This is a genomic window from Bacillus sp. FSL R5-0523 (assembly GCF_037975295.1).
In the GTDB taxonomy this organism is placed as follows: domain Bacteria; phylum Bacillota; class Bacilli; order Bacillales; family Bacillaceae; genus Bacillus; species Bacillus subtilis.
The window spans coordinates 1167223-1189561 of the sequence record NZ_CP150251.1 but is presented as its reverse complement, the minus strand read 5'-3'; the positions used below and the strand labels follow the sequence as shown (position 1 = coordinate 1189561).

Here is a 22339-nt window from a genome sequence, read left to right as displayed (position 1 = left end):
AGTGCTTTATAAGTACGTTTCAAACCATTCAATCGTTTTTAACACAGCTGCCCGCGGGACTTTATGGTCAGCGTTTTCATCTCCGATAAATTGCAGGCGTTCCGGCTGCTCGCTGTAATGGGATTTGATCGTGTCATAAAATGTCCGGGTCGGCGCGTAAGGCACGACCTTATCTTTTGCACCGTGCCAAAATAAAAGCGGGCGCTGTTGCAGTTTCTCCGGCTGAAGGCTGAGATCCCGCAATTCGAGACGTTTCATCAGCTGATGTACCTTCTCTTCCGGCACATCGATTTCAATGCCCTGAGATTGAATATGGTCAATCTGCTGCTGAAACAGCTCCACGTAATTGGGGCTTCCCATCAGGCTGACGCCGGCTTTTATCCAATCATATGCAGTCAAAGCGCCAAGCGTTGTGATGCCGCCCATTGACGTGCCTGCGAGACCGATGCGGCCGCCGTCTATCAGGCCCTCTTTTTCAAAATGGTTTTTAAGTACGCCGATCTCTTCAATCTCGTTAAGGACGATATCCCAAAAATGCCCCGCCAGCTCTTCGACAGCCATTTCTTCTCCCCGTTCCCCATGGTGCAAAGCCTCCGGCAGAACGGCTCTAAAACCCTTCTCCGCAAGCAGATAAGCAATATGAAGGTTGTGTTCCTTCGCGCTTGTAAAACCATGTATAAAGATCACGAGAGGAACAGCGCGGTGCCTGTTCTCTTCCTTTACAATATGTAAAAACGGAATACCGGAAACGGTTTGGTTCTCAATTTGTATCACAATGTGCCCCTCCTTAGGATAACCATAATCATAAGTGTAACATGTAGACAATAAAGATGGTAAAAAGCTACACTGTAAGTAAGGCAAAACAAGCAAAATCTAAGGTTAAAGGAGCTTTTCATGGAGACAAAACCCTATTTAATCGCATTAGATTTAGATGGAACATTATTAAAGGATGATAAAACCATATCTGAAAACACCCTTCAGACGATACAGCGCCTAAAAGATGACGGGCATTATGTCTGCATCTCAACAGGCCGTCCGTATCGTTCAAGTTCCATGTACTACCAGCAGATGGAGCTGACAACGCCAATTGTCAATTTTAACGGAGCATTTGTCCATCATCCGCAAGACGACAGCTGGGGACGGTATCATACGTCGTTGCCGCTTGATGTTGTCAAACAGCTCGTGGATATCAGCGAGAGCTACAACGTACATAACGTGCTTGCTGAAGTGATTGACGACGTATACTTTCATTACCATGATGAGCACCTGATTGATGCCTTTAACATGAACACAACAAATGTAACGGTCGGAGACTTGCGGGAAAATCTCGGTGAAGATGTGACGTCCGTACTCATACATGCAAAGGAAGAGGATGTGCCGGCAATACGCTCATATTTATCGGATGTGCATGCCGAGGTGATCGACCATAGAAGATGGGCCGCTCCGTGGCATGTCATTGAAATTATCAAAAGCGGCATGAATAAAGCGGTCGGCCTGCAGAAAATCAGCGATTATTACGGCGTGCCTAGGGAGCGGATCATTGCTTTTGGAGATGAGGATAACGATTTGGAAATGCTTGAATTTGCAGGCTGCGGCGTTGCAATGGGAAATGGAATTGACGCGGTCAAGCAGATTGCCAACCGAACTACGGCCACAAATGAAGAGGACGGCGTGGCAAGGTTTTTGAAAGAATATTTCTCACTTTAAAGAAGGTCCGTATTAATTTTTCCCACTCATAAACCTTACTTTACCCCACCATACTATTGAAGACGACTCATCTCGTCAAAGTATGGAAGGGGGCAGTCTCAAAATGGGTAAACGAAGCAAATCCAGAAGGTTTATTCAGCAGGGTAAAGACTCCATCGGGCTACACGCCGCAAGATTTCCATATCGGTCTACTTTAGAAGAAGCTCACCAGCATGCCGCGGCACGAGACTCGGCTGAAAGGCAGTATGAATATTAAATGAGAAATGAACTGTTTCAGCAGGCAAAATCATTTGTTCAACAGGCGGTCATGGTGACAAACGGCCTTGAGGAAGGCGATCAGGAGCAAGCGATTCTGAGAGCCAAAAATGCTGTATCTTCTGCGTATGCCAATTCGACAGATGCGGAACGTCAACAGCTGCATCAATTTCAAAATCAGCTGGACAAACTGCAATAAAAAAAGGCTATGGCGACTCGCCATAGCCTCTTATTTGACTTCAAACTGCTGAACAGCCTGAACCTGCTTGAGATTTTCCGCCCTGCCCTTAAATGTCACCTTTACCTCATAGGTTCCGGGCTCAGGGACTTCCTTCCACACATCAGAGAAATCATATGTTTCTCCAGATTCAAGCGTCAGGTTTTGAAAAGCCTGCGTAAACATTTTGTCTTTCGAATAACGGTATCTTTCTTTGTGCTCAGAATCATACACGACAAGTTCAAATTTTTGCCCTGTGCTGAATTGAAACTCAATAGCACGTTCACTTTGGTTCTTCAGCGACATGTTAAACTTGATTTGTTCAGGCTCCTGAATTGCGTCAATAGATAAAACAACCTCTTGATTCTCCATTTCGCCTGATACCTCCTTATCGGGTTCTGTCTGCTCATCTTTCCCGCAGCCTATCAAAAGCAGCACGGGGAGGAGCATCACAAGCAGCCGTTTCACGACTTCCACCTGCTTTCGTCAGTCTTTTCTAAAGAAACCAAAAATCCCTGTCGTTTGAACGATGTTCGTAAATGCTTTCGGATCAACTTCTTTGACGATCTTTTCTAAATCGTACAGTTCATACCTCGTGATGACGATAATCATCATTTCTTTCTGTTCGTTCGTAAAAGCTCCTTTTGCCGGAACAGTTGTGATGCCGCGCACCATTTTTCCGTAAATGGCTTCCTTGATTTCGTCCGCTTTTTTCGTCACGATCATTGCCGTAAGCTTCATGTGGCGAGTGTGAATGGCGTCGATCACCCTCGTTGTCACATATAGTGTAACCAGGGTATATAATGCTTTCTCCCAACCTTGCAATAATCCTGCCGTCAAGATGATAATCCCGTTCAGAATGAAGAAATACGTGCCGACGGGTTTATCCTTCCACTTTGCAAGTACCATGGCGACGATATCAAGCCCGCCTGTCGAAGCTCCGTATTTTAATGTTAAGCCGATACCGACTGCGGAAATGACGCCGCCGAACACCGCGTTCAGCAAAATGTCATGTGATAAGCTTGTTTCCGGCAAGATCCCCATAAACAGAGTAGTGAGTGCGACACTTAAAATGCTGTAAACCGTAAACGATTTGCCGACCTTCAGCCAACCTAAAATACCGACCGGGATGTTTAAGAGGAACAAGAGCGTTCCCGTCGATATGTAAAAGGGGGCATATTGATCAACGACGCTTGATAAAAGCTGGGCAACACCTGTAAATCCGCTGGCATATACATCTGCCGGAATCAAAAATAAGTTCAGCCCGGCAGCATTGAGTAAAGCGCCGATGATGACGATGAGTAATTTTTTTGTTTGATCTAGTACCATGGCATGTTCCTCCGCTCTTTCTTCTTTATTATGTTTTCCCTTAAAACAAATATTTGAACACGATTTTGGCAAATTAATATGATATAGTTGGCTTAACTCTCATGATAACGAGCGATAACGGAAAGAAGGGAAGCAATATGACAGTTCATCTCATCGCTGACAGCGCTACTGATTTGCCTCGTTCTTATTTTGAAGAAAAAGGCATTGGCTTTATTCCGCTCAGGGTTTCTCTCGGCGATAAAGAATTCGAAGATGCAGTCACAATTCATGCGGATCAAATATTTGAAGCGATGCAAAATGGAGAAACGCCTAAGACGTCCCAAGCCTCACCGCAAACGATTAAAAATGTGTTTTTGCAATATGCCGAAACAGGTGATCCCGCTCTTTACATTGCCTTTTCCTCAGGTCTCTCCGGCACGTATCAGACAGCTGTAATGATCGCCAATGAAGTGAAGGAGGAATTCCCCGATTTCGATTTGCGGGTCATTGATTCCAAATGCGCTTCATTAGGATACGGTCTGGCTGTCCGGCATGCTGCCGATCTCTGTATCAACGGGAATACAATACAAGAAATTGAAACGTCTGTAAAGAACTTTTGCAGCCAGCTTGAACACATTTTTACCGTTGATGATTTAACATATCTCGCGAGGGGCGGCCGGATATCCAAAACGTCCGCTTTTGTCGGCGGCCTGTTGAATATTAAACCGTTGCTTCAGATGGAGGACGGCAAGCTTGTGCCACTGGAAAAAATCCGCGGACAGAAGAAACTTTTCAAACGGATCATCGAGCTTATGAAAGAGCGCGGGGATGATTGGAGCAATCAAACCGTCGGGATCAGCTACGCCGCGAACAAAGAAAAAGCCACGGACATGAAACACCTGATTGAGGAAGCGTTCAAGCCGAAAGAAATCATTATGCATCCAATCAGTTCAGCAATCGGCTCGCATGCCGGTCCAGGTACACTGGCGATATTCTTTTTAAGAAAATGAGCAAACAAAAACAGTCAGGACACAGAGTCTGACTGTTTTTGTTTGCTCATAGAATTCCGACAGCCTCATACGCCTTTTCGACTGAAGCTGATTGCTTCGAGCCTTCACCGTATAAATCATTGGCAGCTTCAATCGCCGCTTGCTTCATCATGCTGAAATCTGTAGATGCCGTTACATAATATGTTAAAGCCCGATAGTAAATTTGTTCACTTGCTTCACGCCCAATCCCTTCAACCTGTACACCGTGGTGCACGCCTCCTTCTGCAAGAAGATAAGCTGCTTTATTGTGAATGGACGAATTGATATGGACTCCGCCATAATCCTCTGTTCCTTTGTAGCGGTTCGAGTAATGATCTGGATTTCCCTGCTTAGATGGGTCCTCCAATGACCGCAATGAATCTCCTGCAATACCAGGAGTATAGACATCTTCGCCGATCTCCCAATCATCACGGTCAGCCATCGCGCCCATAATGTCAGAAATGGACTCATTTAATGCACCGGGTTCTCCTTGATATAAAAGACCGGCGGAATACTGTGTGACTGCGTGTGTGATTTCATGCGCGACAATGTCGAGCGATCCAGACAGCGGCTTAAATTTCGAACCATCTCCATCCCCGTATACCATCTGGACACCGTTCCACGCAGCATTGTTCCATTGTTTGCCGACATGCACGGTAGACGTAATTCTTGCTCCGTTTCGATCAAAAGAATCACGGCCAAATGTCTTGCTGTAATAATCGTAAACGGCTTGCGCATTTGCGTGTGCGTCTACAGCCGCAGGTTCATTAAATACGGACGTGCCGCTGGCTATTTCTTTGCCCGTATACCCGATCAGTTGAGACAAAAGCGTAAACAAGGTTTCGTTCAGGTTCTTCGCGTCAAACGTATTGATCCCTTTTCCCCTTGTTTCGTCAGCCAAATAAAAGCGCCCATTTTGCTCTGTGACCTCAAAGCTTTTTTCATCACCTGATACGCCGATTCCTGTACCTGCCGCTTCATGAATGGCATTAAAGGACTCAATGACCTTTCCGTTTTTGGCATCGATGAAATAATGCCAATAGCCAGGATCAGGTTCAGATGTCGAGAGTCTCACAAGGTAGGCGAGATCATATTCACCGTCGTATGGATAGATATATAATTCGCCTTTTGGTTCCCCATCAAGATATTCGATTTTTCCAATGGAAGCCTCGAGCTCACGCCTTGCTGTATGTATTGCTTTTTTCTCAGAAATAGACGGTGTGATGGAGACGTCCTTGATTTGCGGATGCACCTTTCCAAAGAAACTTTTCACTTGTTTGTTTTCCTTCATCGCGACCGCTTGTTCAAAGCCGTAAATCGGAATTCCTTTGTAAACCTCCGTTAATTTAAAAAACGTTTGTTTTGTCTTTGGATCCTTTATGGTTTTCGAAATGCGAAAATGGCTGTTCGCATTCCCTTTGAGCTTAAACTGCGTTTGATGCTTGTCAAGATAGGAAAATAGCGATTCTTTCTGGGTTGTGTTTTGTACCGGCTTCTGCGATGACTTTTCGATGATGTATGAAGGGGTTTGATACGTATGGTCGTATTTGATGCTTTGATCAGCTGAGGCATGTGTTACAAAAACCATTTGGGCGGCTGTGCATAAGCCGGCCAGTAATAGAGATGTCTTAGTCAAGTTGCGCAAAACACCACATCCTTCCTATTTTGGAATCTAACATTTTTCTTCATCCTATCAAAAATACAAAAACTTGTATGTGGTGCTTCGTTCTTATTTTCCCAAAAAAGAAGGGCGGAGATATTTCGCTCTGCCCTTCTTTTTCTACTCTACTAATTTTTTATTGACATAAATAATAACCCCTGCTCCATATGCCAGTATAAGCGGAGGTATGAGCTGCTCCTGACCTTGAAATGAGATAAAACTATTCAGCAAAATGAACAAACCGGAATTCAAGAAAAAGTAGCCTGCTATTCTGGCCAGCCGGTCTTTATCCCGTATACGCGCCTCGTTAAACCCAGCCAGCATCCAGGTTTGTTTTTTGATTCCGACAAAATAGGCAACCACAAAGAATAAAAGCGCGATGACAATTAATAGATAATTGATGCTGATTTCCATCTTTCAGCCTCCTACAAGATTACTTGATGTTAAGAAAAAGAAAAAAAGCGGCGCAGCTTACTGCAATCAGCAGCAGGACGACAAGCGCATTGAGGAACGGGCTCAAAAGAAGCAGCACTGCTAAAAACAGCAGATAAACCGCACCGACTCGCGAAATCGTAACAATCTCCTTTTGAGAGCGCATTTTGTTTTTTCTGACACCTGCAAACATCATCATTTTTTTCCGCTTCCATACATATCCGGCGAGCACCATTAAATAAACAGCCAGCGGCAGATGTCTGAAGTCGGACGGCAGCAGCGGCAGGGCGATAATCGTGACAATGAGAAGGACCGAAAGCCAGCTTTTGCCCAATAAAGACCTCCTCCTTTTCGTCTCTCCCCCATCACCCATCATCAATTCGGCAAGCTCCTTCGGATGAGAAAATTCAGATTCAACAGCTTTCTGCAGTTCCTCTTCACTAAGGCCGGCTTTGATTCTGTCTTGAACGAAAGCGGTGATATGCCCCTTTAATTCGTCGATAGCGTTTTCTCTCTCTACATCAGGCATATTCGCCAGCTCTGCATTTAGTTCCTCCATGTATCGGTCAATGATAAGCTGTCCATTCATAGCAAATCCCCCGATAAAGACAGTAAGGCATGATGGGTTTCCAGGTATTTCTCCAGCCGTTCTTTTAACATTTCTTCTCCTTTTTGCGTCATTTTGTAATACTTTCTTTTCGGGCCGTCCAGTGAATCTTCCCAAAAAAATTCGATCCATCCCTTCTCGGTCATACGTTTCAAAATCGGATAAATCGCTCCCTCTGAAATAGCCAGCGCCGAGGTGGTTTTTAAGGATGACGTCAGCTCATAACCGTACATCGGTTTAGAACGCAGAAGGGATAGGATGGCCAGCTCGAAAATCCCTTTTCGAAATTGAACAATCCAGCGGTCATTAACTTGATTCGTTTTCATGGTTTAAATATATCGAAAAAAACACTATATATCAATCACATATAGCAGTGTAAAATGTCCTGTTTTTTCTTTTAACAAAAATGGAATTTCTCATACTTTTTAACCTTTTTATTACATAAATGTTTTTATATTATGAAAAGTGTAAAAACGATTCTTCAGGTTAAAAGGAGCAGTCGAATGCAGAAATCGATATCATTTTTTGTCATTTTTTCAATCCTTTGGGGTTCTCTATTTCTGTTTTCTATTATTGGCAGCTTAGGGACAACCCCGATTCCGCTGACAAAGGACTCCAAATTTCTCATGTCCAGCATCCTCCCTCAGGGCTGGGGCTTTTTTAGCAAAAATCCGCGTGATACTGCAATCGGCTTATATGAGGCTGAAAATGCCAGCGCTAAGGTCAGATGGCCCAATATGAGGGCTGACAACCTATTCGGCCTGTATCGATATGGGCGGTCACAAGGCGTTGAAATGGGCGTGATCTACAGCCAAGTCAGCAAGGAACAGTGGACAGCATGTAAAGAAAAGGACCTCGGCGCATGCAAAAGCAAAGCCAAAACCGTGCAATTAAAAACACCCGCTCCCCGCCCGCTGCTTTGTGGCAGCTACTATTTGACGAAAGAGGATATTGTTCCTTGGAGCTATTCTAAATACACCCCTTCGTCTTATCAGGTAAAAAGCATAGTCAAGGTTGTGATCTCATGCTCGAAAACATAAAACAGACCATCACCAGATGGGACGAAAGAAACCCGTGGACAAATGTATACGGTCTCGCGAGAAGCATCATTGCGCTATCCAGCCTGCTGACGCTGCTCATCAATCACCCGAGCCTCATTATGAAGCCAGCCAGCGGGATCAGCAGCTATCCAGCTTGTAAAATGAATCTCAGTCTCTTTTGCCTCGGCGAAAATAACTATATGATGTTAAATCTTTTCAGGTGGGTCTGCATTGTCATTCTGGTGCTTGTTGTCATTGGCTGGCGCCCCAGAATCACCGGGGTTCTGCATTGGTATGTCAGTTACAGCCTGCAGTCATCGCTGATCGTCATCGACGGAGGCGAGCAGGCAGCAGCCGTCATGACCTTTTTATTGCTTCCCATCACGCTGACCGATCCGAGAAAATGGCATTGGAGTACGAGACCTATAGAGGGCAAAAGAACACTTGGAAAAATAACAGCTTTTATTTCTTATTTTGTGATCAGAATCCAAGTGGCGGTGCTTTATTTTCACTCTACCGTCGCTAAGCTGTCTCAGCAGGAATGGGTGGACGGAACGGCCGTCTATTATTTCGCCCAGGAAAAAACCATAGGCTTCAACGGCTTTTTTCAGGCGTTAACGAAGCCAATTGTAACAAGTCCGTTCGTGGTGATTCCGACATGGGGAACGCTGCTGGTTCAAATTGTCATCTTCGCGGCGCTGTTTGCGCCGAAGAAGCATTGGAGATTGATTTTGATCATCGCTGTTTTTATGCATGAGATTTTTGCAATCATGCTAGGCCTTATCAGTTTTTCGATTATCATGGCCGGCATTTTGATATTGTATCTCACTCCTATCGATTCCACGATTCAATTTACATATATTCGCAGACTGTTGTGGAATAAAAAACACAAGAAGGGAGAGGTTTCAGTTTGAAGAAGGCGTTTCTAGTATTTTTGTCGGTTGTATTGGTGACGACTGTGTTTTTGGTGAAGCAGCAAGAAAGTGTGGCACAGGCAAAGCAGCTTGAGTATTCAGGTGAGGAAATTTTTAAAGGCTTTGTGTTTGGCCAAGGGGAAGTTGGCAAACAGCTTCCAGAGGTCTTTAATAAAGCGATGACAGACAAACTCAACACAAAACAGGCAAAGGCTTTTGCCAATCAGGTTGTCGCTGATATTAAAAAAGAGGATGCTGACTTTTTTGATAACCTGAAGAAAGCTGTTTACAGCAAAGATGCATTGAAAGTCGATGAACTGCTGAAAAAAGCAGGTCAAATCGTTGAAGAAAAAGTAGAAGCTGCAAAGGAAATCGCCGCTTCTAAGGATGATACATCCAGAGTTCAGGCCGAGCTTGTCAACACTGTTGATACCGCTAACTATTTCTATTATGTTTCCTATGTTGCTGCAGCAGGTGCCCTGATTCTGATCATTCTCGCCATTGATATTACGCCGATTGCGATTTCAGACAATGTGGATCGCGAAATGGCAATCAGAACGCTGGTTGATGAATTAAACTAGACATAAAAAAACGGCTCGCTCCGCAGTCTGCTGCAGGCGAGCCGTTTTCATGCTATTTTTTCTCGTATGTCCATCCATTTTCCTGATACACTTTTCCGTTTTTCATCAAATGGCCCAGCGCGCGTTTAAAGGCGGCTTTGCTCATATTAAAACGTTCTCTGATATCGTCAGGCTGGCTTTTGTCACTGTACGGCATGGCACCGTTTCTCATTCTCATATACGTTAGAATGCACTCAGCATCAACTGACATTGCATCCTGTTTTCTTGGAAGCAGCGACAAGTTGACTGAACCGTCTTCTTTCACTTGAATCACCCGGCCTGTGACTCTTGAACCGAGTCTTGGCTCCTCTTTTCTTTCTGACGGGTGAATAAAACAGCGGATACCGTCATCCGTGATCACGAATGAACCCGATGCGATCAGCCTGTACACCGTACCTGTCAGCTCTTTATTCATCAGATCTTCTGAAGCGTCAGTAAACAGTTCGCTGATGATATCTTCCGGCGCTGGTTTCGCAAACATGCGCCCCCGGTTCGTCACCTTCAGCATACAGTAAAGTTTGTCCCCTTTTTGCGGCCAGACATCTTCGTACGGCGGCAAATGCTCAGTTGCGACTAGTGCGTCCTTCGATAAACCGACATCAACGAAAACGCCCATATCTTCCACTTTATCCACCACTTCAACCCAGCCATATTCATCCGCGCTGATGACCGGAATTTTCATCGTGGCCGCAAGCCTTTCCTGCTGGTCTACGTATATAAAGACTTCTACTTCGTCTCTGTCCTCGATATCCTCAGTCATTTCACTGTTATGTAAGAGAATCGTATCTTCCCCATCGGTTAAAAAGTAACCGAAGTCGGTTTGGTGATCTATACTCAAGGTTAATTGCTGCCCTGGTCTCATGCTATCGTCCTTCCTGTTCCGCTTATTCTCTGCGGATTTTGTTAACATTTTTTCCAACCATCACAAATTGATTCTTTGTTCTGTTGGAAGTTTCTCTTTATTCTACTATAATCAACACATAAGTTAAATGTTATGGAGGTTTTCATATGGCAAAAGAAAGCTCATTTGATATTGTATCCAAGGTGGAATTGCCTGAAGTGCAAAACGCAATCCAAATCGCACTGAAGGAAATCAGTACCCGATACGACTTTAAAGGCAGCAAAAGCGACATTTCTTTAGATAAAGAGGAGCTGGTCCTCGTTTCTGATGACGAATTCAAATTAAGCCAGCTGAAAGATGTGCTGGTCAGCAAATTGATTAAACGAAACGTACCGACAAAAAACATTGATTACGGCAAGGTTGAAAACGCGTCAGGCGGAACGGTACGCCAGCGTGCAAAGCTTGTTCAAGGCATTGACAAGGACAACGCAAAAAAAATCAATACGATCATCAAAAACTCCGGACTGAAAGTAAAGTCTCAGGTGCAGGATGATCAAGTCCGTGTCACCGGAAAAAACAAAGATGACCTGCAGCAGATTATCTCAGCTGTGCGGGGAGCAGATCTGCCAATTGACGTTCAATTTATAAATTTCAGATAAATTTTCTGATTCCTATTGATTATTGTCTTTATTTTCGGTAAATTTGGAGAAAGGGAAAAACGCCAGGTATCTTTTGGCACTTCCTGACACGAAAATTTCATATCCGTTCTTATCAAGAGAAGCAGAGGGACTGGCCCGACGAAGCTTCAGCAACCGGTGTAATGGCGATCAGCCATGACCAAGGTGCTAAATCCAGCAAGCTCGAACAGCTTGGAAGATAAGAAGAGACAAAATCACTGACAAAGTCTTCTTCTTAAGAGGACTTTTTTTATTTCTCTTTTTTCCTTGCTGACGTGAATAAAGGAGGCAGACAATGGGACTTTTAGAAGATTTGCAAAGACAGGTGTTAATCGGTGACGGCGCCATGGGGACGCTCCTCTACTCCTATGGCATTGACAGGTGTTTTGAGGAGCTCAATATTTCAAAGCCGGAGGAAATTCAGCGCATACATAAAGCGTACGTTGAAGCGGGAGCCAACATTATTCAAACGAATACGTACGGGGCCAACTATATTAAATTATCCAGACACGGGCTTGAGGATGACATCAAAAAAATGAATCAGGAAGCCGTAAAGATCGCGCGGGCTTCAGCAGGCGATGCATACGTGCTTGGAACGATGGGCGGCATACGCACATTTAATAAAAACGCGTACAGTCTTGACGAAATTAAGCGCAGCTTCCGCGAGCAGCTGTACCTGCTGCTGCATGAAGAGCCGGATGGCTTGCTGTTAGAAACGTATTATGATTTGGAAGAAGCCCGTGAAGTGCTGAAAATCGCGCGCAAAGAGACTGATCTTCCGATTATGCTCAATGTCTCCATGCACGAGCAAGGCGTATTGCAGGACGGAACGCCGCTTTGTGACGCATTGCGCTCGATTGCGGATCTCGGAGCTGATATTGTCGGCATTAACTGCCGCCTCGGCCCTTATCACATGATTGAAGCGCTCAGCGAAGTGCCGATTTTTGATGACGTATTCTTATCCGTTTATCCGAACAGCAGTCTTCCTTCGCTTGAAGAGGGACGGCTTGTCTATGAAACAGACGACACGTATTTTCAAAACAGCGCGTCAGAATTCCGTAAGCAAGGCGCGCGGATTATCGGCGGCTGCTGCGGCACAACGCCGAATCACATCAGGGCGATGGCGGAAGCAGTTGGCGGGCTGGCTCCGATTACGGAAAAAGAAGTCAAAACCCGGGCGAAAGAATTCATTTCTGTTCATCACGAGCGAACCGAGCCCGGCCTGGATGAGATCGCGTCGAAAAAACGCTCTATTATCGTAGAACTGGACCCGCCGAAAAAGCTAAGCTTTGACAAATTTCTATCGGCGGCGGCTGAATTAAAAGAAGCGGGAATCGATGCCCTGACACTCGCCGACAATTCTTTGGCGACCCCGCGGATCAGCAATGTTGCCTGCGGCGCCCTTGTCAAGCAGCAGCTCGATATGCGTTCCCTTGTCCATATTACGTGCCGTGACCGTAACATTATCGGCTTACAGTCACATTTAATGGGCCTTGATACGTTAGGGCTGAATGACGTGCTTGCTATTACAGGTGACCCTTCTAAAATCGGGGATTTTCCTGGTGCGACGTCTGTATATGATTTAACATCTTTTGATTTAATCAGGCTGATTAAACAATTCAATGAAGGTCTGTCTCTGTCTGGAAAACCGCTCGGCAAGAAAACGAATTTCTCAGTTGCCGCCGCATTTAATCCTAACGTCCGCCATCTGGATAAAGCGGTAAAACGGCTTGAGAAAAAAATAGATTGCGGCGCAGATTATTTTGTTTCTCAGCCTGTCTATTCCGAGCAGCAGCTTGTCGATATCCATAACGAAACAAAACATCTGAAGACGCCGATCTATATCGGCATCATGCCGCTGACAAGCAGCCGGAATGCCGAATTCATCCATAATGAAATTCCCGGCATTAAGCTGTCTGATACGATTCGCGAAAAAATGGCCCATGCCGGTGAAGATAAAGAAAAGCAAAAGGCGGAAGGCCTTGCGATTGCACGCTCCCTGCTGGATACGGCATGCGAGCTGTTTAACGGCATCTACTTGATAACGCCTTTCCTCAGATCTGACTTAACCGCTGAGCTCACTTCATATATTCAGCAAAAAGATGAGCAGCGCCAAAATATCTTTTTGCATTAATCCCTTAAAAGACTGTCTGATCCAATCGGGCGGTCTTTTTCAACGGGATTCGTGTTACGATATAGAAAAACAGTCATGAGGAGGAACATTATGCTCGAAGTCAAAACCATTTCCGCGGAAGATACATATGAAATCCGGCACCGCATTCTGCGCCCCCATCAATCCATTGAACAATGCAAATATGAAGAGGATCATGCAAAAGGCTCCTTTCATCTCGGCGCGTTTTTTGAAGGAAAGCTGATCAGCATCGCTTCTTTTTCCCCGCAAAATCAGCCATTAATAACAGAATCCCCAGCATATCGGCTGAGAGGCATGGCAACGCTTGAAGGATATCGCGATCAAAAAGGCGGGAGCACGCTGATCAAACACGCGGAAGAGAAACTGGCAAAGAACGGCGTTCAGGCAGTCTGGTGCAATGCCAGAAGCCATGTGAAAGGCTACTATTCAAAGCTTGGGTGGGAAGTACTCGGCGAACCGTTTGAGATTCCCGGCATAGGCACTCATATCATCATGTATAAAAAACTCGAAACAAGCAGGTGATCTGTATGAGGGTAATCGATAAGCTGATTAAGCTTCATGAAGAACATATCCCTAGTCTATTGCGGCTTTGCAGGCAAGCCGGGTGGCCGGATTACGGCGAACAAGAGCTAGCACTGCTTGTCCAGCAAGGACGCTTTTACGGCTATCAAAATGTCAGCGGTGATATTATTTCCTGCATCGGCTTGTTTTTGTTTGGCCGGCTTGCTTCTATCGGCCTCGTGATCGTGGACAAAGAATATCAACGGCTCGGCCTCGGCCGGCGTATGGTAGACGCCTGTATCACCCAAACGGGTGAAAACACCGCCATCAGGCTTTGCGCCACAAAAGAAGGTTTGCCGCTTTATGAAAAAGCAGGTTTTCATACGGCAGGTTCAGTGCGAAAGTACAGCTGTCACAGTTTTCAACCTTATACAAAAAAGCTTGATGCTGAACTGACATCCTTTAGAGAACAAGACTTTCACGACTTAACCGCGGCGGATCTGGAAGCCTTTGGCGGAGATCGATCAAACCTTTTGCAGCAGCTTATTTCTGCTTCATGCGAATGTATCATCGCCAGAAATCATGACGGACAGCTAATTGGCTACGGACTTTCTGTACAGACACCGGCCAATTTGAAATTCGGCCCCATCATCGCTCCATCATCAGATGTTGCAGCACAAATAATTAACAGGCTGGCGGCCGGCAAACACGGGCCGATGCGAATCGATATACCGAGTGAACACACGTCTCTGCATGACAGCCTGATAGAAATGGGATTTCATAAAGATGATGAACCTCCGCTTTTGTTCTATCCAGAAAAAAGCGCCTATTCAAAATGGACACTTATATGCTTTGATTTCACAGGCTCTCGGTTAACCCTCTTTTTTCCCGAACAGGTATCTTCTGTTCGGTTTTTTGCTGTCTGATCACTGAATAAACGAAGCCATCAGGGACATTCTAAGCAGAAGAAAAGGAGTGTGCTCTGAGATGGAATCATCAAAACAAAATAACGGAATGACGATTGTAGCAATCGGTTCAATCCCTTTAATATTAACCCTAGGAAACTCGATGCTTATTCCGATTTTGCCAAAAATGAAATCTGAACTTCATTTATCACAATTTCAAGTCAGTCTCGTGATCACAGTATTTTCCTTGATTGCAGCATTTGCGATTCCGATTGTCGGTTATCTCGCAGACCGATTCTCAAGGAAAGTCATCATTATTCCCTGCTTAATTTTGTATGGTGCCGGCGGTTTGTTAGCCGGGTTTGCGGCAGGTTTTTTTGATCATGCCTTTCCTTGGGTCATGGCAGGACGTGCGCTTCAGGGAATCGGGGCAGCCGGAACCGGCCCAATTGCCATGGCACTGACGGGAGATCTGTTTAAAGGCGCCCAGGAGAGCAAGGTGCTCGGCCTTGTTGAAGCTTCAAACGGCATGGGGAAAGTGCTATCGCCGATCATTGGCTCGCTGATCGCCCTGCTTGTCTGGTATGGCGCGTTTTTTGCCTTCCCTGTGTTTTGTATCATTTCGATCGTGCTGACTTGGATTTTTATTAAAGAAAAGAAAAAGGAAAAAGAACCGCCACCAATCGGAAAATATGCAAAAGGGCTGTTAAGTGTCTTTAAACATGAAGGCAGATGGCTGTTTACCGCTTATTTAGCCGGTGCGACCTGTTTGTTTACTTTATTCGGCATCCTGTTTTATCTCTCAGATGTTCTTGAAAAAACATACGACACCGACGGCGTGAAAAAAGGCTTAATTTTAGCGATCCCGCTTTTGGTTATGTGTGTGACGTCCTATACAACAGGAAGCAAAATCGGGCAAAAGCAATCGTTAATGAAAAAGCTGATCGTACTTGGATTGGCGTTCATGACCGTATCCTACGGGGCACTGTCATTCATTGAAAATCTTGTCCTTTTTATCAGTGTTCTTGTACTGAGCAGTATCGGCTCAGGTCTTGTCCTTCCTTGTGTGAACAGTTTTATTACCGGGGCTGTCGGCAAAGAAAGACGGGGATTTGTCACCTCGCTGTACGGCTCTGTACGTTTCTTAGGGGTAGCGATCGGTCCTCCGATTTTCGGCCGCCTGATGCAATGGTCCAGACCCGGCATGTTTTTAAGCATCTCGGGATTGACTCTCGTTGTCGGGATTCTTGTGATGATGCTCATCCATGTGAAGCAAAACAATGAAGAAACAAAAGAAAAAGAAGACCCTAAAATGGCTGGCAATCGGCTCCAGCCCGCTGAGGAAAGGTAGCACCCAGTTTGAAAATTGTACGGATTGAAACCTTTCCGCTATTTCACCGATTAGAAAAGCCATACGGAGATGCCAATGGGTTTAAACGATATCGGACTTGTTATCTCATCAGGATTATCACCGAAAGCGGGATAGACGGCTGGGGAGAATGCGTTGATTGGCTCCCTGCTCTCCATGTCGGTTTTACGAAGCGGATCATCCCATTTCTATTAGGAAAACAGGCTGGCAGCCGCCTGTCATTAGTGCGCACGATTCAAAAATGGCACCAGCGGGCGGCCTCCGCTGTAAGCATGGCGCTGACAGAGATTGCAGCCAAAGCTGCGGATTGTTCGGTTTGCGAATTATGGGGCGGGCGATACAGAGAGGAGATTCCTGTGTACGCGTCTTTTCAATCGTACTCAGACTCCCCGCAATGGATCAGCCGCTCAGTCTCCAATGTTGAAGCCCAGTTAAAAAAAGGTTTTGAGCAAATCAAAGTCAAAATTGGCGGGACTTCATTCAAAGAGGATGTCCGGCACATCAATGCGCTGCAGCATACAGCAGGCAGCTCCATTACGATGATTCTGGACGCAAACCAAAGCTACGATGCCGCTGTGGCTTTTAAATGGGAGCGCTATTTCTCCGAATGGACGAACATTGGCTGGCTTGAGGAGCCTTTGCCCTTTGATCAGCCGCAGGATTACGCTATGCTTCGAAGCCGTTTGTCTGTTCCTGTTGCCGGTGGAGAAAACATGAAAGGCCCGGCGCAATTTATGCCTCTCCTTTCACAGCGCTGTTTGGATATCATTCAGCCCGATGTCATGCATGTCAACGGAATTGATGAGTTTCGGGACTGCCTTCAGCTCGCGCGTTATTTTGGCGTCAGAGCATCCGCCCATGCATATGACGGATCACTTTCACGGCTCTATGCTTTATTTGCACAAGCCTGTCTGCCCCCATGGTCTAAAATGAAGAACGATCACATTGAACCGATCGAGTGGGACGTCATGGAGAATCCTTTTACAGATCTCGTCAGCCTGCAGCCTTCAAAAGGAATGGTCCACATCCCGAAAGGAAAAGGCATTGGAACAGAGATCAATATGGAGATCGTCAATCGCTACAAGTGGGATGGCTCAGCATATTAAGCTGGGCCATTTCTTTATTTTGAGACATAAATAATGGACAGCCTCATAAAATGAAAACAGCGGACAAGTCTTTTCATAAAGGAGCAAATGACTTAATGGCTGAACTGCTGATGAAAGCAAAACTTACGTTTATGATTGTCGTAGGCGGCGTACTACAGGGACTCGGCATGTCCTTGTTTTTATTTCCGCATGATATTCCGACAGGCGGTGCAGCAGGTATTGCGGTGCTATTGCATTATCTGTTTCAAATCCCCCACGGATTTTCAGTGTGGGCTGTGAATGTATCAATGCTTTTTACCGCTTTAAAATGGCTGGAGATGAGAACATTCACCGGCACCCTCGCTTCTATCACCGTCACCTCTGTCTCGGTATTGATCTTTGATGCGGTTTTTCCGGATATCACATCTAATCTGTGGCTTGATCTGGCAAGCGGCGCAGTGTTATTGGGACTCGGCATCGGACTTTTATACAAATATAAAATTTCGAACGGAGGATTCGGAGCCCTTGCTCTGATGATTTCTATCTACCGCGGCGGGAATCCTGGAACGATCCTGCTCATCATGAATTGCATCATTTTTATGGTCACCGCGTCTATTATTGACTGGGGCATCGTCATTCAAGCCCTCATATGCCAGGTGATATCGACAAGAGTCATCGACTTCATCTACAACATCCGCCTGACCTCACTTCCCTATCTCACGCCTATGTACCGCCATAAAAAATAATAGGCAGAGGCTCTCTTCACGACGAGAGCCCCGCAGCCGCTATTTTACAGAAAAAAGGTATCGGATCTTAGCCCTAAACGTAGCGTTTCCAACGCGATGGCATCATGAAATGGAATATTGGCCAGATTCACATTCGGCCCGATTTTTTGAATAAACCCTTGCTGAAGCGTTTTGTTAGGCGCTTCAAAAATCAGCCTGTTGATATCAATATCCGAGGAAAGGATGTCGTCAACAATTTGAAACCTGACATCGCCGCTGCTGGAACAGATCCCTCCCGTTCCGCTTTCTCTGGCTTCTGTAATCACTTTTTCCGCGCCCGCTTCCATATCCTCAACGATATATTCAAGCCATTCCTCAGAGCTTTGCCGGCTTGCTAATTCCGCATCCTTGCTGCCCACCTCACTGAGCACAAGAAATTCATCAGAAAAATCGGCAATGAAAGCCGCTTTCTCCTTATTTGTCATCGGGAGCGTACCGTTTGAAATCTCAATATATTCACAGCCGAAATAGGTGCAGTACCGATGAAATTCATTCACTTTTTTCTGGCTTACGTATTTTTCGAACAGTGTGCCGCCAAAGAAAAATGTAATGTCATGTTCTTTCAGTGTGCTGATTTTTTCTTCAAGATCTTTCGTAAGTAATGATGTGCCCCAGCCGAATTTCACAAAATCAATATAGTCGGACGCTCCGGCTATCGCATCTTTGAAAAATTGCAAGGGATAGCCGTTATCAATTAAAATGGACTGCCCGGTTTCTCTCGGCTTGTTTGTTCTCACTGGCAATTCTAGTGAAAAATCATTCATATTATGACCCTCTCTATCGTTGGAACTTCTCCATCTTGTTTCACTTTCATCACGAAATCGCCCGTCAGTTCTTTTGTACAGTAAACGATGTCTTCCGAATCAAACAATGGCTGGCGGCTGTCAAAAAATTTCTCCGCAACAGAAGAGCCTTTTATTCTTTCAATCGCCTCCTCAGCCGTTACCGCATTTGTCCCTTCAATGATGCCTTTGATATATTCCGCACACACCATATCGTCATCACCGGATGGATGGGAAGCCACAATGTTTATGACACAATCGTTTGCGGCGAGCTTTTTCACATGCTGTGCCGTTGTTTTGGCATTGGAAAATCCAGTTACGAACAGATGCTTTGCGTTCAGCGCCCCCAATGCTGCTGTGACGCCGTTTGTTGTTTTCTGGATCAGGCTTTTATCCGCCATATTCTGCCCAGCCATACGTTTTGGAGAATTATCTAAATCAAATCCGCTAATACCGACCCCCTTTTCCTCTCCCGTCAAAACATAATCCGGATAGGTGTCTTTCAGCGCAAAGGCTTCATCAGCTGTCCGGACCAACAAAATCTCTTTCGCCCCGCCGATAAACGCATAATGGGCGACCGTAAAGGCTCTGATGACATCAATGACGATGTTAATATCAGCCGGGGCAAGCGAATGATGATGCCCCTGATAAATGGCAATCGGCATACTACCTCTCCTTGGGCATAAAACCATTTTGCTAAAAAGCATATTCAGCCGGGCTCTTAATGGTTCCGCACCTCATTTTAGGCGGGCGCAGCCCCTAAAAACCCTGAACCTTTATGCAAAAAATGAATAGTCTGCCTATAACTCGATCAATAGATAAAAAAAGCAGATGCAAACGGGGGGAAAACGTTGAACGAAACCATCACATATGACACATGGAACGACATGCTGTCCAAACAGATAACGGATCAATTGATCGATGAGCTCGATGTGTTGAAGTGGGCTTACCGAACGTACGGAGAAAAGATTGTGTACGCCTGCAGCTTTGGCGCAGAAGGAATGGTGCTTCTAGACTTAATATCAAAAATCAACAAAAACGCACACATCATCTTTTTGGATACCGGGCTTCATTTTCAGGAAACATATGAGCTGATCGAGACCGTCAAAGAGCGATATCCGGGATTTGCAATCCAGATGCTCGAACCCGAGCTGAGCTTAACAGAACAGGGGACGAAGTACGGCGGAGAGCTATGGAAGCATAACCCGAACCTCTGCTGCCAATTGCGGAAAATTGAACCGCTCAAAAAGCACCTGTCCGGCATGACAGCTTGGATTTCAGGACTGCGCCGGGAGCAGTCGCCAACGAGAAAGCATATTCAATACGTAAACCTGGACCAGAAGTTTAAGCTCATCAAAATTTGCCCGCTCATCCACTGGACATGGGATGACGTTTGGACGTACATCCGCCTGCACAATTTGCCTTATAACAAACTGCACGATCAACATTATCCGAGCATAGGCTGTGAAATGTGTACATTGCCTTCCCCGGACCCGAACGATGAGAGGGCTGGAAGATGGGTCGGACGGGAGAAAACAGAATGCGGCCTGCATCAGGAATAGCGGATGGCAGGTTCTTGATGTGAGAATCGAAATGATGTTGAGACGCTGATGTCAAACTTTCATTAACTGCAGAAAAGAAAACAAGGAAACGTATAAATGGAGGTTGAACACGTTGAATGGAAACGAACCCCACGGAGGGGTATTAATCAACCGCTGTGATCCCGCATGCCATTTTGAAGAGTGCGCGTGCGAAGCAGAGCTAGATCAGCTTGCACTGAGTGATCTGGAGCTTATCGCGATCGGCGGATACAGCCCGTTAACAGGTTTTTTGGGAGAAAAAGATTATCATTCCGTTGTGAAAGAGATGAGGCTGGCAAACGGCTTGCCGTGGAGCCTGCCGATTACGCTGCCTGTCGGAGAAAAAACAGCAAAACAGCTGTCTGCCGGAGATCACGTCAAGCTAGTGAAAGACGGTGTTACCTACGGCATGATCACAGTCACCGATATATACCAGCCTGATAAAACACAAGAAGCACTGTCTGTTTTTAAAACAAACGATCCTGCCCACCCAGGCGTAAAAAAATTGCTGGCGCGCCCGGATTACTATATCGGAGGGCCTATCACGGTCAGCCGCCTGCCTGACAAATCTTTCGAACAGTTTTATGCAACGCCCGCAGAAACAAGAGCGGCCTTTGAAAAACTCGGCTGGAAAACGATTGTCGGCTTTCAAACCAGAAACCCTGTTCACAGAGCGCATGAATACATTCAAAAAACAGCGTTAGAAACGGTCGACGGTCTGCTGCTTCACCCGCTTGTCGGAGAAACAAAGTCAGACGATATCCCAAGCGATATCAGAATGGAGAGCTACCAGGCTTTGCTTAATCACTATTATCCAAAGGATCGTGTCATGTTATCGGTTTTCCCTGCCGCCATGCGTTATGCAGGTCCGCGGGAAGCGATTTTCCATGCGCTCGTCCGAAAAAATTACGGCTGCACCCATTTTATTGTAGGCCGTGATCACGCGGGTGTCGGCAGCTACTATGGAACATACGACGCCCAAAATATTTTTCAATCATTCACAGAGGAAGAGCTGGGCATCAAGCCGCTGTTTTTTGAGCACAGCTTTTATTGCCGAAAATGCGGAAACATGGGCACCTCCAAAACATGTCCGCACAGCTCAAGAGACCACATCCACTTATCAGGCACAAAAGTGAGAGAGCTTCTCCGCCAAGGCAAAAAGCCGCCTAAAGAATTCAGCCGGCCTGAGGTCGCAGCCGTGCTGATCAAGGGACTTCACCAACAGCCTGTTGCCATCAAACAAAACAGCGGGGAATTGCAATGACACACAATCCGAACATCATTTGGCATCCCGCTGCCATCTCAAAGCCTGACAGACAGTCCTTAAACGGACACAAAAGCTGCGTCCTTTGGTTTACAGGTTTGTCCGGCTCCGGAAAATCGGTGCTGGCCAATGCAGTCGATGAAAAGCTTTACCGCAAGGGCATTCAGAGCTACGTACTTGACGGTGATAATATCCGCCACGGCTTAAACAAAGACCTTGGATTTCAGACTGATGACAGGATTGAAAACATCCGCCGGATCGGAGAAGTGGCGAAGCTGTTTGTCGACAGCGGGCAAATGATTTTAACGGCTTTTATTTCTCCATTCAGAGAGGATCGGGACATGGTTAGAGCACTCTTTCCTAAAGGTGAGTTCTTCGAAATTTATGTGAAGTGCCCGCTGCATGTTTGTGAACAGCGCGATCCAAAAGGGCTTTATAAAAAAGCGCGAAACGGAGAGATCAAACATTTCACCGGGATCGATTCTCCGTATGAAGCGCCGCTTTCACCCGATTTCATCATTGAGTCAGACCAGACCTCTATTTCCGATGGAGCTGATCTCATCATTAACGCACTGCAAAACAGAGGTATTATATAAAAAACCCGATCAAT

General features: G+C 45.7%; 26 protein-coding genes, 1 pseudogene and 1 riboswitch. Of the genes and pseudogenes, 17 read left to right on the top strand and 10 right to left on the bottom strand.

Going from position 1 to position 22339, the window contains the following annotated elements:
• Window positions 1-6: 6 nt before the first annotated feature.
• On the bottom strand, window positions 7-774 hold the full coding sequence (locus NYE53_RS06095; protein ID WP_339247771.1) for a prolyl oligopeptidase family serine peptidase: 768 nt from the start codon (window positions 772-774) through the stop codon (window positions 7-9).
• A gap of 120 nt (window positions 775-894) precedes the next feature.
• On the opposite strand from NYE53_RS06095, the gene yitU reads away from it, so the two are divergent.
• The 3 genes from yitU to NYE53_RS06080 all read left to right on the top strand — a co-directional run bounded on the left by yitU (window position 895) and on the right by NYE53_RS06080 (window position 2161).
• On the top strand, window positions 895-1707 hold the full coding sequence (yitU, locus tag NYE53_RS06090) for a 5-amino-6-(5-phospho-D-ribitylamino)uracil phosphatase YitU (protein WP_014476412.1): 813 nt from the start codon (window positions 895-897) through the stop codon (window positions 1705-1707).
• 103 nt (window positions 1708-1810) lie between these two features.
• Window positions 1811-1963: a hypothetical protein gene (locus tag NYE53_RS06085; RefSeq protein ID WP_003245103.1), complete on the top strand. Its 153-nt coding sequence runs from the start codon at window positions 1811-1813 to the stop codon at window positions 1961-1963.
• Window positions 1964-2161 (top strand): DUF3813 domain-containing protein, encoded by a 198-nt coding sequence (locus NYE53_RS06080; RefSeq protein ID WP_339247768.1) that lies wholly within the window; start codon window positions 1964-1966, stop codon window positions 2159-2161. It begins immediately after the preceding gene.
• Between the two features lie 30 nt (window positions 2162-2191).
• On the opposite strand, the gene NYE53_RS06075 is transcribed toward NYE53_RS06080, so the two are convergent.
• On the bottom strand, window positions 2192-2647 hold the full coding sequence (locus NYE53_RS06075) for a BsuPI-related putative proteinase inhibitor (protein WP_339188952.1): 456 nt from the start codon (window positions 2645-2647) through the stop codon (window positions 2192-2194).
• Between the two features lie 18 nt (window positions 2648-2665).
• Window positions 2666-3508: a YitT family protein gene (locus NYE53_RS06070; protein WP_003245017.1), complete on the bottom strand. Its 843-nt coding sequence runs from the start codon at window positions 3506-3508 to the stop codon at window positions 2666-2668.
• Between the two features lie 137 nt (window positions 3509-3645).
• Between NYE53_RS06070 and NYE53_RS06065 the strand changes: the two genes are divergently transcribed.
• Window positions 3646-4497: a DegV family protein gene (locus tag NYE53_RS06065; RefSeq protein ID WP_003245785.1), complete on the top strand. Its 852-nt coding sequence runs from the start codon at window positions 3646-3648 to the stop codon at window positions 4495-4497.
• A 46-nt stretch (window positions 4498-4543) separates the two neighbouring features.
• Here the strand turns inward: NYE53_RS06065 and nprB are convergent, their stop codons facing one another.
• The 4 genes from nprB to NYE53_RS06045 all read right to left on the bottom strand — a co-directional run bounded on the left by nprB (window position 4544) and on the right by NYE53_RS06045 (window position 7540).
• Entirely contained in the window at window positions 4544-6160 is a 1617-nt protein-coding gene (gene nprB, locus NYE53_RS06060; protein ID WP_339247763.1) for a neutral protease NprB, read from the bottom strand.
• A gap of 135 nt (window positions 6161-6295) precedes the next feature.
• Window positions 6296-6589 (bottom strand): DUF3784 domain-containing protein, encoded by a 294-nt coding sequence (locus NYE53_RS06055; RefSeq protein ID WP_003233021.1) that lies wholly within the window; start codon window positions 6587-6589, stop codon window positions 6296-6298.
• A 19-nt stretch (window positions 6590-6608) separates the two neighbouring features.
• Window positions 6609-7196: a hypothetical protein gene (locus tag NYE53_RS06050; RefSeq protein ID WP_339247762.1), complete on the bottom strand. Its 588-nt coding sequence runs from the start codon at window positions 7194-7196 to the stop codon at window positions 6609-6611.
• A complete protein-coding gene (locus NYE53_RS06045) occupies window positions 7193-7540 on the bottom strand; it encodes a PadR family transcriptional regulator (protein WP_339247760.1) in 348 nt (115 codons plus the stop codon). The genes NYE53_RS06050 and NYE53_RS06045 overlap by 4 nt, the downstream gene beginning before the upstream one ends.
• Before the next feature lie 177 nt (window positions 7541-7717).
• Here NYE53_RS06045 and NYE53_RS06040 point away from each other — a divergent pair, with 177 nt between their 5' ends.
• Genes NYE53_RS06040 through NYE53_RS06030 form a run of 3 tightly spaced genes read left to right on the top strand, consistent with a single transcriptional unit; the run spans window position 7718 to window position 9749 of the window.
• A complete protein-coding gene (locus NYE53_RS06040) occupies window positions 7718-8254 on the top strand; it encodes an SdpA family antimicrobial peptide system protein (protein ID WP_015383323.1) in 537 nt (178 codons plus the stop codon).
• Complete coding sequence (locus NYE53_RS06035; protein WP_124059708.1) at window positions 8239-9168, top strand: sporulation-delaying protein SdpB family protein; 930 nt, start codon at window positions 8239-8241, stop codon at window positions 9166-9168. The genes NYE53_RS06040 and NYE53_RS06035 overlap by 16 nt, the downstream gene beginning before the upstream one ends.
• Window positions 9165-9749, top strand: a complete 585-nt coding sequence (locus NYE53_RS06030; protein ID WP_339247757.1) for a sporulation delaying protein family toxin — start codon at window positions 9165-9167, stop codon at window positions 9747-9749. Before NYE53_RS06035 ends, NYE53_RS06030 begins: the two co-directional genes overlap by 4 nt.
• A 52-nt stretch (window positions 9750-9801) precedes the next feature.
• Here NYE53_RS06030 and NYE53_RS06025 read toward each other — a convergent pair whose 3' ends face one another.
• The gene (locus NYE53_RS06025; protein ID WP_015252384.1) at window positions 9802-10698 is read right to left on the bottom strand and encodes a S1 RNA-binding domain-containing protein; all 897 of its coding nucleotides are present in this window, start codon (window positions 10696-10698) and stop codon (window positions 9802-9804) included.
• A gap of 98 nt (window positions 10699-10796) precedes the next feature.
• Between NYE53_RS06025 and NYE53_RS06020 the strand changes: the two genes are divergently transcribed.
• The 7 genes and pseudogenes from NYE53_RS06020 (at window position 10797) to NYE53_RS05990 (ending at window position 18064) form a co-directional block, all read left to right on the top strand.
• Window positions 10797-11288, top strand: coding sequence for a YajQ family cyclic di-GMP-binding protein (locus NYE53_RS06020; protein WP_003233034.1), 492 nt, complete (start codon window positions 10797-10799; stop codon window positions 11286-11288).
• 106 nt (window positions 11289-11394) lie between these two features.
• A riboswitch (SAM riboswitch) is annotated at window positions 11395-11512 on the top strand.
• 89 nt (window positions 11513-11601) lie between these two features.
• Window positions 11602-13440: a bifunctional homocysteine S-methyltransferase/methylenetetrahydrofolate reductase gene (locus NYE53_RS06015; protein WP_339247754.1), complete on the top strand. Its 1839-nt coding sequence runs from the start codon at window positions 11602-11604 to the stop codon at window positions 13438-13440.
• Window positions 13441-13530: 90 nt separating this feature from the next.
• On the top strand, window positions 13531-13980 hold the full coding sequence (locus NYE53_RS06010) for a GNAT family N-acetyltransferase (protein WP_021479578.1): 450 nt from the start codon (window positions 13531-13533) through the stop codon (window positions 13978-13980).
• Between the two features lie 5 nt (window positions 13981-13985).
• Window positions 13986-14835 (top strand): annotated as a pseudogene (locus NYE53_RS06005) (GNAT family N-acetyltransferase).
• Window positions 14836-14946: 111 nt separating this feature from the next.
• Window positions 14947-16215 carry an MFS transporter gene (locus tag NYE53_RS06000; protein ID WP_339247752.1) on the top strand — a complete coding sequence of 423 codons (1269 nt, stop codon included), beginning with the start codon at window positions 14947-14949 and terminating at the stop codon, window positions 16213-16215.
• 8 nt (window positions 16216-16223) lie between these two features.
• Window positions 16224-17339 (top strand): mandelate racemase/muconate lactonizing enzyme family protein, encoded by a 1116-nt coding sequence (locus NYE53_RS05995; protein WP_339247750.1) that lies wholly within the window; start codon window positions 16224-16226, stop codon window positions 17337-17339.
• A gap of 95 nt (window positions 17340-17434) precedes the next feature.
• Complete coding sequence (locus NYE53_RS05990) at window positions 17435-18064, top strand: YitT family protein (protein WP_009966972.1); 630 nt, start codon at window positions 17435-17437, stop codon at window positions 18062-18064.
• A gap of 44 nt (window positions 18065-18108) precedes the next feature.
• Here the strand turns inward: NYE53_RS05990 and NYE53_RS05985 are convergent, their stop codons facing one another.
• Together NYE53_RS05985 and NYE53_RS05980 are read right to left on the bottom strand one after the other, a co-directional pair.
• Window positions 18109-18867 (bottom strand): phosphosulfolactate synthase, encoded by a 759-nt coding sequence (locus tag NYE53_RS05985; protein ID WP_327828994.1) that lies wholly within the window; start codon window positions 18865-18867, stop codon window positions 18109-18111.
• The gene (locus NYE53_RS05980) at window positions 18864-19550 is read right to left on the bottom strand and encodes a 2-phosphosulfolactate phosphatase (protein WP_326211270.1); all 687 of its coding nucleotides are present in this window, start codon (window positions 19548-19550) and stop codon (window positions 18864-18866) included. Before NYE53_RS05980 ends, NYE53_RS05985 begins: the two co-directional genes overlap by 4 nt.
• Before the next feature lie 186 nt (window positions 19551-19736).
• Here NYE53_RS05980 and NYE53_RS05975 point away from each other — a divergent pair, with 186 nt between their 5' ends.
• From NYE53_RS05975 to cysC, 3 genes are all read left to right on the top strand, one after another.
• A complete protein-coding gene (locus NYE53_RS05975; RefSeq protein WP_339247746.1) occupies window positions 19737-20447 on the top strand; it encodes a phosphoadenylyl-sulfate reductase in 711 nt (236 codons plus the stop codon).
• 112 nt (window positions 20448-20559) lie between these two features.
• Window positions 20560-21729 carry a sulfate adenylyltransferase gene (gene sat, locus NYE53_RS05970; protein WP_327828997.1) on the top strand — a complete coding sequence of 390 codons (1170 nt, stop codon included), beginning with the start codon at window positions 20560-20562 and terminating at the stop codon, window positions 21727-21729.
• Window positions 21726-22325, top strand: a complete 600-nt coding sequence (gene cysC, locus NYE53_RS05965) for an adenylyl-sulfate kinase (RefSeq protein ID WP_339247742.1) — start codon at window positions 21726-21728, stop codon at window positions 22323-22325. The genes sat and cysC overlap by 4 nt, the downstream gene beginning before the upstream one ends.
• Window positions 22326-22339: the final 14 nt, after the last annotated feature.

Coding starts and splice junctions, on each gene's coding strand:
- yitU (WP_014476412.1), top strand. CDS start 895: ATGGAGACAAAACCCTATTTAATCGCATTAGATTTAGATGGAACATTA.
- NYE53_RS06085 (WP_003245103.1), top strand. CDS start 1,811: ATGGGTAAACGAAGCAAATCCAGAAGGTTTATTCAGCAGGGTAAAGAC.
- NYE53_RS06080 (WP_339247768.1), top strand. CDS start 1,964: ATGAGAAATGAACTGTTTCAGCAGGCAAAATCATTTGTTCAACAGGCG.
- NYE53_RS06070 (WP_003245017.1), bottom strand. CDS start 3,508: ATGGTACTAGATCAAACAAAAAAATTACTCATCGTCATCATCGGCGCT.
- NYE53_RS06065 (WP_003245785.1), top strand. CDS start 3,646: ATGACAGTTCATCTCATCGCTGACAGCGCTACTGATTTGCCTCGTTCT.
- NYE53_RS06055 (WP_003233021.1), bottom strand. CDS start 6,589: ATGGAAATCAGCATCAATTATCTATTAATTGTCATCGCGCTTTTATTC.
- NYE53_RS06050 (WP_339247762.1), bottom strand. CDS start 7,196: ATGAATGGACAGCTTATCATTGACCGATACATGGAGGAACTAAATGCA.
- NYE53_RS06045 (WP_339247760.1), bottom strand. CDS start 7,540: ATGAAAACGAATCAAGTTAATGACCGCTGGATTGTTCAATTTCGAAAA.
- NYE53_RS06040 (WP_015383323.1), top strand. CDS start 7,718: ATGCAGAAATCGATATCATTTTTTGTCATTTTTTCAATCCTTTGGGGT.
- NYE53_RS06035 (WP_124059708.1), top strand. CDS start 8,239: ATGCTCGAAAACATAAAACAGACCATCACCAGATGGGACGAAAGAAAC.
- NYE53_RS06025 (WP_015252384.1), bottom strand. CDS start 10,698: ATGTTAACAAAATCCGCAGAGAATAAGCGGAACAGGAAGGACGATAGC.
- NYE53_RS06020 (WP_003233034.1), top strand. CDS start 10,797: ATGGCAAAAGAAAGCTCATTTGATATTGTATCCAAGGTGGAATTGCCT.
- NYE53_RS06015 (WP_339247754.1), top strand. CDS start 11,602: ATGGGACTTTTAGAAGATTTGCAAAGACAGGTGTTAATCGGTGACGGC.
- NYE53_RS06010 (WP_021479578.1), top strand. CDS start 13,531: ATGCTCGAAGTCAAAACCATTTCCGCGGAAGATACATATGAAATCCGG.
- NYE53_RS06000 (WP_339247752.1), top strand. CDS start 14,947: ATGGAATCATCAAAACAAAATAACGGAATGACGATTGTAGCAATCGGT.
- NYE53_RS05990 (WP_009966972.1), top strand. CDS start 17,435: ATGGCTGAACTGCTGATGAAAGCAAAACTTACGTTTATGATTGTCGTA.
- NYE53_RS05985 (WP_327828994.1), bottom strand. CDS start 18,867: ATGAATGATTTTTCACTAGAATTGCCAGTGAGAACAAACAAGCCGAGA.
- NYE53_RS05980 (WP_326211270.1), bottom strand. CDS start 19,550: ATGCCGATTGCCATTTATCAGGGGCATCATCATTCGCTTGCCCCGGCT.
- cysC (WP_339247742.1), top strand. CDS start 21,726: ATGACACACAATCCGAACATCATTTGGCATCCCGCTGCCATCTCAAAG.